12 protein-coding genes, 3 tRNA genes, 1 rRNA gene and 1 pseudogene are annotated in these 12840 nt (G+C 37.7%); 9 read left to right on the forward strand and 8 right to left on the reverse strand.

All coding sequences use genetic code 11. From position 1 onward, the window contains the following. Window positions 1–178 precede the first annotated feature (178 nt). The 4 genes from rrf to AC623_RS08890 all read left to right on the forward strand — a co-directional run bounded on the left by rrf (window position 179) and on the right by AC623_RS08890 (window position 575). Window positions 179–294 (forward strand): 5S ribosomal RNA (rrf, locus tag AC623_RS08875). A 42-nt stretch (window positions 295–336) separates the two neighbouring features. Further along, a tRNA-Glu gene (locus tag AC623_RS08880) sits at window positions 337–411 on the forward strand. A gap of 3 nt (window positions 412–414) precedes the next feature. Beyond that, window positions 415–487: transfer RNA gene (locus AC623_RS08885), tRNA-Val, on the forward strand. Window positions 488–513: 26 nt separating this feature from the next. After that, window positions 514–575, forward strand: a tRNA-Arg gene (locus AC623_RS08890). A 109-nt stretch (window positions 576–684) separates the two neighbouring features. On the opposite strand, the gene AC623_RS08895 is transcribed toward AC623_RS08890, so the two are convergent. The 4 genes from AC623_RS08895 to AC623_RS08905 form a co-directional block, all read right to left on the reverse strand. Continuing rightward, the gene (locus tag AC623_RS08895; RefSeq protein WP_049662120.1) at window positions 685–972 is read right to left on the reverse strand and encodes a hypothetical protein; all 288 of its coding nucleotides are present in this window, start codon (window positions 970–972) and stop codon (window positions 685–687) included. 20 nt (window positions 973–992) lie between these two features. After that, a complete protein-coding gene (locus AC623_RS08900; RefSeq protein WP_049662121.1) occupies window positions 993–1490 on the reverse strand; it encodes a hypothetical protein in 498 nt (165 codons plus the stop codon). Between the two features lie 106 nt (window positions 1491–1596). Then, on the reverse strand, window positions 1597–1746 hold the full coding sequence (locus AC623_RS21430; protein WP_156187014.1) for a hypothetical protein: 150 nt from the start codon (window positions 1744–1746) through the stop codon (window positions 1597–1599). Window positions 1747–2162: 416 nt separating this feature from the next. Then, the gene (locus tag AC623_RS08905) at window positions 2163–2840 is read right to left on the reverse strand and encodes a hypothetical protein (protein ID WP_049662122.1); all 678 of its coding nucleotides are present in this window, start codon (window positions 2838–2840) and stop codon (window positions 2163–2165) included. A gap of 848 nt (window positions 2841–3688) precedes the next feature. On the opposite strand from AC623_RS08905, the gene AC623_RS21910 reads away from it, so the two are divergent. From AC623_RS21910 to AC623_RS08920, 3 genes are all read left to right on the forward strand, one after another. Further along, window positions 3689–3949, forward strand: a complete 261-nt coding sequence (locus tag AC623_RS21910) for an ATP-binding protein (protein ID WP_231603424.1) — start codon at window positions 3689–3691, stop codon at window positions 3947–3949. A gap of 205 nt (window positions 3950–4154) precedes the next feature. Further along, window positions 4155–5306 carry a M20 family metallopeptidase gene (locus AC623_RS08915; RefSeq protein ID WP_049662123.1) on the forward strand — a complete coding sequence of 384 codons (1152 nt, stop codon included), beginning with the start codon at window positions 4155–4157 and terminating at the stop codon, window positions 5304–5306. 476 nt (window positions 5307–5782) lie between these two features. Next, a complete protein-coding gene (locus AC623_RS08920) occupies window positions 5783–7225 on the forward strand; it encodes a YfcC family protein (RefSeq protein ID WP_049662124.1) in 1443 nt (480 codons plus the stop codon). 605 nt (window positions 7226–7830) lie between these two features. On the opposite strand, the gene AC623_RS08925 is transcribed toward AC623_RS08920, so the two are convergent. Beyond that, entirely contained in the window at window positions 7831–8694 is an 864-nt protein-coding gene (locus tag AC623_RS08925) for an RNA polymerase sigma-70 factor (RefSeq protein WP_082174370.1), read from the reverse strand. Beyond that, window positions 8660–9979: a phytoene desaturase family protein gene (locus tag AC623_RS08930; protein ID WP_049662125.1), complete on the reverse strand. Its 1320-nt coding sequence runs from the start codon at window positions 9977–9979 to the stop codon at window positions 8660–8662. The genes AC623_RS08925 and AC623_RS08930 overlap by 35 nt, the downstream gene beginning before the upstream one ends. Before the next feature lie 312 nt (window positions 9980–10291). Here AC623_RS08930 and AC623_RS08935 point away from each other — a divergent pair. Then, window positions 10292–10471 (forward strand): annotated as a pseudogene (locus tag AC623_RS08935) (DDE-type integrase/transposase/recombinase); the annotation flags it as partial. Between the two features lie 588 nt (window positions 10472–11059). Continuing rightward, window positions 11060–12157, forward strand: a complete 1098-nt coding sequence (locus AC623_RS08940; protein WP_049662127.1) for an L-dopachrome tautomerase-related protein — start codon at window positions 11060–11062, stop codon at window positions 12155–12157. A 153-nt stretch (window positions 12158–12310) separates the two neighbouring features. On the opposite strand, the gene AC623_RS08945 is transcribed toward AC623_RS08940, so the two are convergent. Together AC623_RS08945 and AC623_RS08950 are read right to left on the reverse strand one after the other, a co-directional pair. Further along, complete coding sequence (locus tag AC623_RS08945) at window positions 12311–12610, reverse strand: spore coat protein (RefSeq protein ID WP_049662128.1); 300 nt, start codon at window positions 12608–12610, stop codon at window positions 12311–12313. A gap of 18 nt (window positions 12611–12628) precedes the next feature. Beyond that, window positions 12629–12823, reverse strand: a complete 195-nt coding sequence (locus AC623_RS08950; protein WP_049662129.1) for a hypothetical protein — start codon at window positions 12821–12823, stop codon at window positions 12629–12631. Between the last annotated feature and the right edge of the window lie 17 nt (window positions 12824–12840).

Here is a 12840-nt window from a genome sequence, read left to right on the forward strand (position 1 = left end):
ATAGGATAGGGGTGGAAGCGTGGCGACACGTGGAGCTGACGAATACTAATCGATCGAGGACTTATCCTAAAAAATATACGCACTTTCGAGTGCACAAGTAAACACCTATGGCAGGTTGTTGCGGTTACAATACTTATTATCCAGTTTTGAAAGAACAAACTCTTTCATCTTTATACAGTCTGGTGGCGATAGCGAAGAGGCCACACCCGTTCCCATCCCGAACACGGAAGTTAAGCTCTTCAGCGCCGATGGTAGTTGGGGGATTCCCCCTGTGAGAGTAGGACGCTGCCAGGCAAAACCCCTAAGGGGTTTTTATTTTGTTTACTTTACATAATCGGCCCCTTGGTCAAGCGGTTAAGACACCGCCCTTTCACGGCGGTAACACGGGTTCGAATCCCGTAGGGGTCACCATTTGGAGGATTAGCTCAGCTGGGAGAGCACCTGCCTTACAAGCAGGGGGTCGGCGGTTCGATCCCGTCATCCTCCATTTTTTGTTTCATAATAAGCTGGTGTAGCTCAATTGGTAGAGCAACAGCCTTCTAAGCTGTCGGTCAGAGGTTCGAATCCTCTAAGGCGCGTAAATGATAAAAAAAGCATCTGGCCAGTTTCATGTAGACTAGCCTGATGCTTTTTTGTGCCTATTAAGGAAATTTCTTAATTTGCATGACGTTCGATTAATGATAGTTACTTTTTGGTAAAAAACGCCTTTAAACCTTCCCATAAATCCTCATGTACGAAATATAATTGGCATGCGTTATAAATTTTGTTATCTTCTGTTTTAAACTTAATCATCCAAGAAAGATGATCTTGAGAAAAAGTACTATCTGGGTCCTTAAAAGCATCTATGAAAAATACTCGATCCCCAACGTGAAAATCTCTAGATTTTTCCCATTCAAATTCTATGCCTTCTTCACAGCACGTAAAATCTTCTAGGATATAGATAGGGTCATTATCTAGACATTCATTAATCATCACAACATCTCCTAGTTAATTTACATCATGCTCGAAAGCGGAAGTCGAAGTAAGGTTTGAATGGCAACACGATTTGCTCCGTTACTATTTAGGAATGACCAAAGTATGTTGGCTTTTGCTGTTCTACCCATCAAAGCATAGGCAGTGTACCAAACTTCAGGACTTGCTACTTGAATCCCTTTCCAATTTCGGAAAGGCAGAATAGGAAGGTTACAAATCCCTTTCTCAGTGACAATAGAGAAATGTCCAATTACTTCAACCTGCGGATTGTTTTGATGAACTAATAATTTATAATGGCTTGCAAAAGGAAACACGCCGCTCTCAATTTCTTCTACATGTAATGAGTCCAAAACTCCTAAAACCAGTTCCTTAGGAGCATCTGTTGTCATATCCCAATCTCGGATAGTGTCAGTCAAACCTAAACTGTACAACAAGCCACTCCCTCCTAAAGCATAGGAGATACCCTGTCGTTCAAAACGTTCTGTAACTGCAAGTAATTGCAATAGATTTGGTTTCATTAGAGTCCTCCCTCAATACAACTTTATCATTCAAGTATATTATGTCGGATACTAAGGTTGTATATTCTATTCACCCGCAGTTGACACAAGGCGACAGGAAGGAAAGCTAAACCTTATCAAATTCAATTTGCGACTCTGTCACCAATTCCACAATGTACGAATTTTCCTTTTTGATTTCCATCATTCCGGTGTCGTAAAGATGTATCACCTCATAAATTTCTCCTTTGTATTTCACTTTATCTCCTAATTTAATCATAGTCGCGCCTTCTTTCATGCTAAGGTTTTATTGACTACAACGTATATTTTTTGAAAATTCAGAACTATTTTATGCTAAAAAGAAAACTATCCCGATATGCTGGAACAGTTTTCTTTTTAAAGGTATCGAGTCAATGAAGCTCTTGTTGTTTCTTTTTATTGTTCCCAATAGTAATTAGCCTAAAACCTTTGTATTCTCTGAACTTTAAAAAACAATCAATACGAGACAGTCGTTTTTTCGTTTCCTTCTTATTTTAAGAAGACAGCTGATTAGTCGTGTAGGGGCTGCATAACATGTGCATCGTCTATACACGTTTACTTGACATAACCCCACAATTATCGGCATTAAAAAGAAACTTTTAACCTTTTAATTAAAGTCCCCGTTAGTTCAACGACAATATGGAACGGGAGAAAACACTAATCCCGCTCATAATCATCAGTCATCAGCTCAACCTTTTCTGGCATTATTTTTTGAAGAGAGCCTATAGTTGAAAAACGTTCATCATTTGAGAACGCGGTAATATAATCACCATCATGCCCTACCCAAAACATAGTGGAATTTTCAGTTAAAGTTGGTACTGGGGTATTGGCCATCCATTTTAGCTTAACCAGTCTAGTTCGGTTGTTTTTAGTCTTTTTTACAGGATGAGGTGACTCATGTTCCCTCTCCTCTATCCTAAATATATCCTGTTTTAAGGACCATAATGATAAATTTAACATGCTCCCATTTCCATACAAATAAGGATAGTATTCTTTGAATTGCTGCGGGCTATGAATAATTGCCTTTACAAAGAACGTGTCTTTACGACTTCCCTTCATATAATTGAACTCTATATTTTGCATCTTAAACAGCTCTTCGTACTCTGCTTGTTGAAAATCATAGATTTCCGCAAGTGAATAAATAGGGTAGTAATCTGGATTTTCCATCCAGCTGCAAAAGAATTCTTCATGGACATCTGTATAATTACCATCAATATAACAAGAAAAGTCTACGATATATTTAATCTTTCCTTCTATATCAAATGGATAAGTCAATTCCGGTCCTGGTGTAGTTATTATTTTTTCAGGAGGAAAGTAGTTTATCTCTACCTTCATTTTAATCGCCTCTCTCAAAAGGTTTGAGTAGTTACATTTTTACTATATTACCACGTAAAACGTAGTTTTCGCTGGCTTATTAGTGTTATCAGCTGTTGAACTAACCTGATTTGTTAGTTGAAGAAGATCCCAAAGAACTTAATGAATACTCCATACACCCTTAGTTCACATAACGCCACAACAAGGGGGAAGCTTCTATACAATTATCCCCTTTATCCATCAAGGGGTTTTCTTTTTGTCTCTTGTTCTTCTCTATACACAATTTTATACATTGCTGATTTAACAAGGTTTCCGGCCTTCCAATCAGCCTGGTGGCTGCATAAAAAAATGGGGTTTTATGCACTATATTCCTTTTTAATTTATTTATAAATAAAACAAACATTAGAAAAAACTACACTGGATTTTGAAATATATTGGAACGATTTCGACAAATGATCTTAAAATATGTCAGTTTATTTGTTTAAAGGGATAAAAGCTAGGACTGTCCCAGTCCGTTGAAACTATACAATAGATTAATCGAGCATTTTTCAAAATGGTCTGACTCTTCTTCGAACTCGTAATTAGGACGGGGTGCAAAGCAGGTGGATGACTATTTAAAAAGAATTCGGCTTCCCACCATATGTGCCCAATTGGATACGTATGTACGGGAAGTAAACGAACAGCAGATCAGTCATAAAGCTTTTCTATTTCATTTACTATCCGTAGAAGTCGCTGAAAGGGGGCTAAGAAAGAATCCTTAAGAAAAAAGCTCAGTTTCCAGTTTGAAGAAGCTCCTTTTGTCCCCAAACGGCGTCTTCTCGAAGGTGGCTGACGGTCACTATGTCCAAGAGAAAAGGAACGTCTTATTTGTGGGCAGCTTGGTACTGGCAAAACGCATTTATCCATTGCCCTCGGGCTTTTGCCGAATGAACGCAGACCTTGTCATGGTCGATGAACTTGGCTACATTCCCTATCATCCCCGTGCAGCTGAATTGATGTTTCAATTCTTTTCCGCCCGTTACGAGCGAGGGAGCATGATTATCACTAGTAATAGAGAATTCAGCCGCTGGAACGAAGTTTTTCATGACGATCAAATGAAGGTTGCCTTGTTAGATCGAATTACACACTAGATATACTGATTTCTGAAGAATGAGGACAGTTACCGTTTCAAAGAAACATACTCGTCCTAACGAGAGGGGGTTCAACTTTTGGGTCGACGATTACCATTCCCTATGAAACTATGTTATAATTCAAAAAACTTATAATATCACATTAGAATACATATAAATACATTTTCGGTAAATTGAAATTTACAATTGGGGGGAACATTAGTATATGTCTTTAGAAAAAAATTATGAAGCGATCCAAGATGAACTCATTCGAATTAGCAATCAATTATACGAAAATCCGGAATTAGGAGATCAAGAGTATGAATCAATGAAGTTACTGGTTGATTATTTACGCTCCTATGATTTTGAAGTAGAGACAGGGATTGTTGATCGTCCAACTGCTTTTCGAGCGGAGTTTTCAAGTAGCAAGCCGGGTCCAACTATTGCTTATTTGGCAGAATACGATGCGTTGCCGGTAATTGGTCATGGCTGTGGTCATAATTTAATTGCTACGTTTGCTGTCGGCGCAGGAGTTATTCTTCGTCAGCATATAGAAGAAATCGGTGGAAAGGTAGTAGTCTTGGGGACCCCAGCAGAGGAAACAAATGGTGCAAAAGTACCGATGAGTGAGCTGGGAACGTTTGATGATATTGATGTTGCCATGATGGTACATGGCGCAGATGTATCTTCAGAAAGTGGTCCAATGCTTGCGATGGATGCGCTCCAGTTTGATTTTACAGGAAAAGCGGCACATGCAGCGGCATCTCCTGAAAAGGGAATTAATGCATTAGATGCAGTCATTCAATTATTTAACGGAATAAATGCGCTTCGTCAGCATGTTCCGGATGATGTAAAAATGCATGGAATCATTACAAAAGGTGGAGAGGTTGCAGGGATTGTGCCAGCAGCAGCTACAGCACAATTTTATATTCGTGCCAATGAACGGAAAATGGTAGATGAAGTGGTGGCAAAAGTGAAAAACATTGCTGAGGGAGCGTCTTCCATGACGGGAGCTTCTCTGGAGGTTTCCAACTATGAGCTGAGCTACGATAATATGATTACAAATCAGGCTTTGTCTGATACATTTACAAAGCATTTAAAAGCGTATAGTGTCAATCCGGTCTATCCAGCGGTACCGGCAACAGGGTCTGCAGATATGGGAAATGTCAGTCAGGTTGTTCCGGCTATTCATCCTTATGTCGGTATGAATGAACCTGGGCTTGTTTTCCATACAAAGGAATTTGCTGATAAAACAATAACGCCAGATGGAGAAGCAGCTATTCATGACGCTGTATTAGCACTGGCACATACTGGATATGACATTATCGTCAACAAGGATTTACTACATGCGATAAAAGAAGAATTTGAAAATCGGTAATTAAAATAATTCCATCCTAACAGGTAGTTTATTTCTTTATCGAGGTTGTTCAAAAAGTGCAATAAAAATAACGCATAAGGAAAAGAATTTCTACTAAGATCGCCCACCTCCTTTGGCGGATGTAGAAATCATCACATCCTGTGAAAAGTTTGTTAGCTTGCTTTTGAGTTCTTTGGAAAAGAAAAACACTTTTTCTGCGTGCAAGAACGTTTGCTCATGTATTAACTGCATACGCTCTGCTACCGGGAGCTTGCCTTGCGCTACTTCCAACTTTCGCCGCATAGGGCATGCTAGTATCGGCGTTGCAACAAATGTTTTCGATTGGGCGAGTAATCGCAGTCCTGGGTCGTTGCAATTTTAGCAGACGGGTCCTTTTTTATCACTCTTTTTGAACACACACTTATAAAAGTAGTAAACTGCCTGTTTTTATTTAATTTAGAAAGGTCCTTTTAGAATAGAGGAAAGGGGATGTTATCATGAGCGGCGTTTTGAAAATAGCAGACGAAAACACAAAAAATTCAAAAAAGAAAAAATGGGAATTTCCAAATGTCTTTGTTCTCATGTTTGGGCTAATTGTTATTACAGCTTTATTAACATACTTTATTCCGGCTGGAGAATATGAGCGGGAAGTAAAAGTAGTGGATGGCACAGAAAGAACGGTTGTTATCAATAATACATTCCATGAAGCGGAAGGCAGCCCGACCGGTTTTTTTGAGGTCTTCCAAACCATTCATAAAGGTATGACGCAAAGTGCAGATATTATTTTCTTTATTTTTATTGTCGGTGGAGCTTTTGGAATTTTAAATGCAACAAAAGCCATTGAAACAGGACTGGCCAATTTATCAATGAAGATGGCAGATAGGGAAATTTATCTGATTCCGGTAGTTATGACACTCTTTGCTTTAGGTGGCGGGACATTTGGAATGTCAGAAGAGACGATTCCATTTATTATGATTTTAGTACCTCTAGCAATGAAATTGGGTTTCGACTCTTTAGTCGGAGCCGGGATGGTTATCATTGGTTCTTGTGCCGGCTTTACAGCATCGTTTATGAATCCATTTACCATTGGGGTTGCGCAAGGAATTGCAGAGCTTCCAACCTTCTCTGGGATGGGTGTCCGATTTGTTATGTGGGTTATCTTTGTAGCTTTTAGTGTAGCTTTTGTAATGATGTATGCCAAAAAAGTGAAAAAGAACCCGGAAAAAAGCTTAATGTATAAGATTGATAAGAAAAGAAACTTTGATGATTCTTTAAATCAGAAATATACAAAGTTGACTGTCAGACAGGGTATTATAATTGGATTATTACTGGTCACCATTATTATTCTGGCAATTGGAGTAATTTATTTCGGTTGGTACATTGTGGAGATAGCCTCCCTCTTCTTAATTATGGGGATTATCGCCGGTTTTGTTGGAAAGCTACGTGTCAATCAAATTGCAGAAGGCTTTATTGATGGTTGTAAGGAGCTTATTGTCGGAGCTTTAGTCGTTGGTTTTGCATATGGAATACTTGTTGTTTTGGAAGAAAGTAATACCATTGATACCATACTATATACTGCATCCAATCTCGTGAGTCAGCTGCCGACAACTTTTACGGCAATGGGAATGTATATATTTCAGAGTCTGCTTAACTTCTTGGTTCCATCAGGAAGCGGTCAGGCAGCATTAACAATGCCAATCATGACACCGTTATCCGATTTAACGGAAGTGAGTCGCCAAACTGCGGTATTAGCCTTTCAATTGGGAGACGGTATTTCGAATGCCATTACGCCGACATCTGGTGTTTTAATGGCGTCATTAGCAATCGCTAAGATTCCTTGGACGATTTGGATCCGCTGGTCATTACCAGTAATTATTCTTTCTTACATCGTTGGGGCAATTATTATCACGATTGTTCATACATTTATCTGGACCGTTTAACTGAAATATCAAGTAAAAAATCCCTTTTCTAATTCGAAGGGGATTTTTTACTTGGCAAATAGAAAAGTATAGAATATTCCTATTTGGTCTAGTGACAGGGTAGCTGTTCTAGGCCACAGGATTATCCTCAATATATGGTCGTTCGCGAAAGTACACTTTTACGGACGGGATGTTTTTATTTTAAAAAATGGATTTCAACGTCCGAAAAACTCCCAATATTATTTACGAACGTTTACAAAGTTTTAAATACATGATGAACGTAGTAACGGAAATTAAGAGAGATGACAGTTAAAAAGCGATTATAAGAAATGAGATTGGGACAAAAAGGCTTATCTGTTAAGAATAGAGGAATATTAACCGCACTTAGAATGGATATGGCGAACCGTACCATAAGTAAATGAGGTTTTTCTACTAGAAAAGGAAGAAAAGCGGTTGTCCCTAAAGGGTCTCATTAATTGCCTTTTAGGGACAGTTTTGTTTTGAATAATTAGATATAAGTTTTTAACAGTTGGAAACCCTTAACTTGTAGATCAGATGTATTCTATTGAATCCCGATAAAAAACTGCTGCCAAGCATGATCTCTTCTCCCTCTATCTCTAAAGCTTTTAAGGAATAGGTAATTTATCTGGGTTCATTGTTATATACATTTCGACTATTTTTTCATTATTAATATAAAAGCTAAGGATACTTTGAATCTTATCATTCATGTATATCACGACTGCTGGTTGACAATTGACATTTTTAACCTCAACATAAAAGTCTTCAGGGGCCTTTTTTATGACTCCGTATAATAAGGCTAAAACGTTGGAGAAGGATACGATTGGACGTACAGCAGCTGTGACTTTTCCACCGCCATCAGAAAATAGTGTGACATTTTCTGATATAAGTTCTAATAAGGCATCCGTATTTTGCATTTGAAATGCTTCTATAAAGCGATTAATGATTAACTTATTCTTCTCATAGTTTAAGCTTTCACCCTCCACACGTGAGATCTTTTGCTTAGCCCTGCTAAAAATTTTTCTGCAGTTTTCTTCTTTCTTTTCAATGATGTCAGCGATCTCTGAGTAAGAGAAATCAAATACCTCTCTTAAAAGGAGGGTTGCTCGTTCATCTGGTGCCAAATGCTCCATCATTCGTAAATAGGCAATACTTAATCCTTCTTTTTGTATAAGCATCTCAGATGGATCAAAGGCCTGTAATCTTTCTATTAATAATGGCTCGGGATTCCATGGTCCCACATAATGTTCTCGTCTGTACCGTGCAGACTTTAATACATCCAGACAGAGGTTCGTCATCATCTTACAGAGATATGCTTTCTTAATCTTTATGTTTTCCTCACTTATTTGGTAAGCTCTTAGAAAAGTTTCTTGGACAATATCTTCTGCTTCCACTACTGAACCTAACATCCGATAACCTATTGAAAACAACAATGGTTTAAATAGGCGGTAATCTTCTTTCGTAATTTGCACTATTTTTCCTCTTCTCGTTTAAAATGATCTCTTCAGCTGCTTGTTTTCCACTGCTGACTGCGCCATCTGCCAAAATGAAGTTAGGGGAAGCCCAATCTCCTGCTATATATAATCCCGGAATTTCTGTTTTAGAACGCTGTAGCTTTTGCTCATCTCCTATTTGGGGTAAGCGCTGGTTCACTGTAATATTAGGGATAAAACGTCTTGTAATCACATATTGCTGCCATCCTGGCTGCAGCTTATCTAAGAATTGTTCAAGCTCGTTTTTAATACTTGTTCCATCAATGTGATCATCTGGATGATGATATTTAAATACATGAAGAACTGCACTATTTGTATCATCAGAAAGGCGGGCATAATTTGAATGCACAGAATAATAGAGGGGATCCGTGATGCCCATGGCGAACAATCTCCTTGGGTTAGGAAGTTTTGTTAAAGCAAGATCTAACGTTGCACCTCTTACAGCTGTTATCTGGGTAAAAAAGCTGTTTTGATAAAGATTAACCTTTTCGTTTAACATTTCATTAAGTTCATGAGGGCCAGTTGTACAAATTACATACTTCGCGTGAATTTCCTCGTCATTAGACAGGATTAATTTAAATTGATCCTGTTCAACGGGATCAATTTGTTTAACAAGAGTATGTGATTGAACCTGAACACCCAAGATGATTGCTTTATTGTGAAGTTGGTCAATGATCGTTTGCCAGCCGCCATCTAGATAAAGGACGCCTCCCATAGCATTTTTCATATTCGATACTATTACTTTGGCGCTCACCATTTCAGGAGCATGACAATATGTTGCAAGTCTGCCAAGTATATATAGTAATGACTTAACTTTTTTAGAGTTGGCTACTTGTGTAACCCATTGTTGGAATGTTTGCTCTGCTAACTTTTCAGGATTTATACTCATCACTTTCAACAAAACCGCGATCCATTCCATACGTTCTTTCCCATTCAAAAGACTTGTTGTAAAAAGTTCCAAAGGAGAAAGCGGGGCAGCATATTTGATATTGTTTTCAATTAATATACCGCCTAATTTGGGTGATTTTCCATTAAGACTAATACCTAATTCTTCGAGAATAGACTTGGCTTTTCCTTTTTTATAAAGGGCGTGCGGACCTAGATTCAAATACTGTTGATTCATCTTGTTTGTTCTAGCCCTGCCGCCAATCTTTTTTCCTTTTTCTACTAGTAATATAGATAAATTGGTTTTAGTTAAATAATTAGCTGCAACATAGCCTGCTAATCCACCACCAACAATAACAATATCCCATTTTTGAGTCATAAGATAACCTCCTAAAGTTATTTCATAACTCAAGACGACAAAGGGCGAATAGATGTGACATCGTTTTAAAAAATTTTAGAAACTTGTTCATAAATGAGCCCAAGGAACTTTTTCTAATCATCCATGGTAAGTTATATCTTTTTTAACATGGATGCTGTTTTGTTGGAAGAATCCATTTATTTGTAAATAAAATATAAAGTTCTGGCGCAAAAACTTCAAAACAATTGCAAGTAATCTCTAAATCTTGGACATACTGATACTATTACTCTAAAAAAGATGAGTGATCAGTATGAAAAAAGCAACATTTATTCAGATGAAACATATATCAAAGTAAAAGGTCAATGGATGTATCTGTATCGTGCAGTGGATTTTGAAGGAAACACGATTGATTTTTATCTCAGTAAAACAAGAGATCACAAGGCTGCAAAGCGCTTCTTCAAGAAAGCTTTGTGGTCTTTTCATGTTTCTAAACCTCATGTCATGACAGTCGACTCTTATGGTTGGTTTGCATTATCTAAAAATGCCTGAACTTGACTTTCCCCTTTCGAAACGTCCAGACCAATGACTGGATTCATTCTAAAATCTCCTCCTAGATTAGTAATTTGCCGGTAACCCCTAATCCTCCATGCAGTATCACAGCTTCGCTTGTTATACGAGATCTAAGTACCAACCAGTCTCAATCATATTTCTACAAGTAGGGGGCGAACCGTTTAGCTGACGGGAATAAAGCCCCACGAGCAGGTACGTTCTACCCTGGCTATTGATATAATAAGACCAAAATAAATAAGGTCAACCAGAAATATTTAGCATTCTGATTAACCTTATAATACGAACGGGGCAGGTTAGCTTAAGTACATTTCTTCACAAAGTTTAAAAAGAAAATAATTTTCGCGATTTTTACTTATAACAGCTTAACGTTTTAAATTAAAATGTTTCCTCTCTTCTGACAGACTTATTAAATTTCAAAAACAATTAATTCAATCATCTTTTCGTATAGAAAAACTTATTAAGAAACATGCATTGGAAAAAATATAAATCATATATAGGAGATATCCCGTTTGAATGCTTGAGGAGGATAATATGAAACCTATGTTACCTAGTGAAAAATATTTCGGTAATTTAGAACTAGTTTATGCATTTTATGGGGCTATGCCTACAGGTGTTACTGTTTCAGAAACTGGTCGTATCTTCATTTGTTTTCCGAAATGGGGAGACGATGTTAAATTTACGGTGGCGGAAATTGTTGAGAATAAATTGCAGCCTTATCCTAATTTACAAACCAATTTGGTTAACCCTGAGAACATTAAAAAGACTTTCATCAGTGTTCAAAGTGTAGTTGCTGATGGAAGGGGAACGCTTTGGATATTAGATACAGCGGCACCCAATTTTTCTGAACCTATTAAAGGGGGGGCAAAATTAGTCGCTGTTGATTTAGAAACCAATACAATAAGAAAAGTATATACCTTTACAGAAGATGTTATCTTGCCTACAACTTATCTAAATGATGTCCGTTTTGATTTTCGTGTTGGAAGAGCAGGTTATGCCTATATAACGGATTCTTCTTCAAGAGGACCAGGAGCTATTATCGTCGTAGATTTATCAAATGGAAACGCGTTTAGACGGTTAAATGGGGCAAATTCAACTTCACCCGATCCCTATTTTTTACCGAAAGTAGAAGGTCAAATTTTAATGAATCGAAACAAAGATGGTTCAACTTCTCCATTTAGATTGGCATCTGATAGTCTTGCGATTTCTCCCGATGGAAAGATATTATATTTTGCTCCACTAACCAGTCGTCATTTGTTCTCGATTTCAACAGAAGCCCTGAGAGACAGAACGAGACCGGACATGGATTTACCTTATCATGTGGGGTATTGGGGAGAAAAAGGTGCATCTGATGGAATGGTCACCGACGCAAAGGGAACTGTTTATGCTGGAGATTATGAAAACAACAGTATCCGTAAGATATTGCCAACTGGCATAATGGAAACTATCGCCCATGATCCGAGAATTTTGTGGCCGGATACTTTTTCAATTGGTCCGGATCAATATTTGTATGTCATTGTGAACCAATTACATCGACAGCCTAGATTTCATTATGGAAAAGACTTACGACAGAAACCTTATAGTTTACTCCGTATCAAAATTGATGAATTTCCTGCTCCGACCTTTTCATAATAAAAATAGTCAATTAATCGGTTTCATTATATAGAGTAAAACAAACACGAGTAAGCAAGAAGTATTAACTTTATTTACTTCTGTCAAATAAACTCAAAATGGTTTAATAGGAACAGTTTACTTGGTGAGTGTTAAACTGTTCCTGGAAATTTTTTATAATGTCGGTAAGTTCAATGCTGTATTGATATTATTTAAATCCAAACTGATCTGCTCGTTTGTATCCCAAGCATGATACCATCCTTTTTCTTCCATATATGTGGATATTTCTTCATGCATATCAAGAGCTTCCACTAAATGGCGAGTGAGCATTTCTTTAATTTCCGGTGTTCCTGCCTCCGTAATTGCCATGGCATAATTTCTAATTCCACTTTTAGCTGAAATGAGTAGATCCATTGCAACCACTTGATCCGATAGTGCGTCCATGCCAGTTAAATTTTCAATGATTGGATTCATGTTCATTCACCTCCTAATTTACTGCTTAGCGTTGGTAAGGATAGAAGCATATTCTTGTAATTGTACCGTAGATAAATCAATGTCTTGCTGCATAATATCTTTTAATCGCTGATCTGTAACTAACGCTTTCATCGTTTTAGACTTAGTCAGACAATTAGTCTTAAATGCAGCCATCTCATGGACCTCAAGAACTTCATGCAAGGCGTAGTTCATTTTTTCATACCTCCTTC

It is taken from the genome of Bacillus sp. FJAT-27231, from assembly GCF_001183975.1.
Classification (GTDB): Bacteria; Bacillota; Bacilli; order Bacillales; family Domibacillaceae; genus Pseudobacillus; species Pseudobacillus wudalianchiensis.

Coding starts and splice junctions, on each gene's coding strand:
- AC623_RS08930 (WP_049662125.1), bottom strand. CDS start 9,979: ATGACTCAAAAATGGGATATTGTTATTGTTGGTGGTGGATTAGCAGGC.
- AC623_RS08905 (WP_049662122.1), bottom strand. CDS start 2,840: ATGAAGGTAGAGATAAACTACTTTCCTCCTGAAAAAATAATAACTACA.
- AC623_RS08950 (WP_049662129.1), bottom strand. CDS start 12,823: ATGAACTACGCCTTGCATGAAGTTCTTGAGGTCCATGAGATGGCTGCA.
- AC623_RS21430 (WP_156187014.1), bottom strand. CDS start 1,746: ATGATTAAATTAGGAGATAAAGTGAAATACAAAGGAGAAATTTATGAG.
- AC623_RS08900 (WP_049662121.1), bottom strand. CDS start 1,490: ATGAAACCAAATCTATTGCAATTACTTGCAGTTACAGAACGTTTTGAA.
- AC623_RS08915 (WP_049662123.1), top strand. CDS start 4,155: ATGTCTTTAGAAAAAAATTATGAAGCGATCCAAGATGAACTCATTCGA.
- AC623_RS08940 (WP_049662127.1), top strand. CDS start 11,060: ATGAAACCTATGTTACCTAGTGAAAAATATTTCGGTAATTTAGAACTA.
- AC623_RS08945 (WP_049662128.1), bottom strand. CDS start 12,610: ATGAATCCAATCATTGAAAATTTAACTGGCATGGACGCACTATCGGAT.
- AC623_RS08895 (WP_049662120.1), bottom strand. CDS start 972: ATGATTAATGAATGTCTAGATAATGACCCTATCTATATCCTAGAAGAT.
- AC623_RS08920 (WP_049662124.1), top strand. CDS start 5,783: ATGAGCGGCGTTTTGAAAATAGCAGACGAAAACACAAAAAATTCAAAA.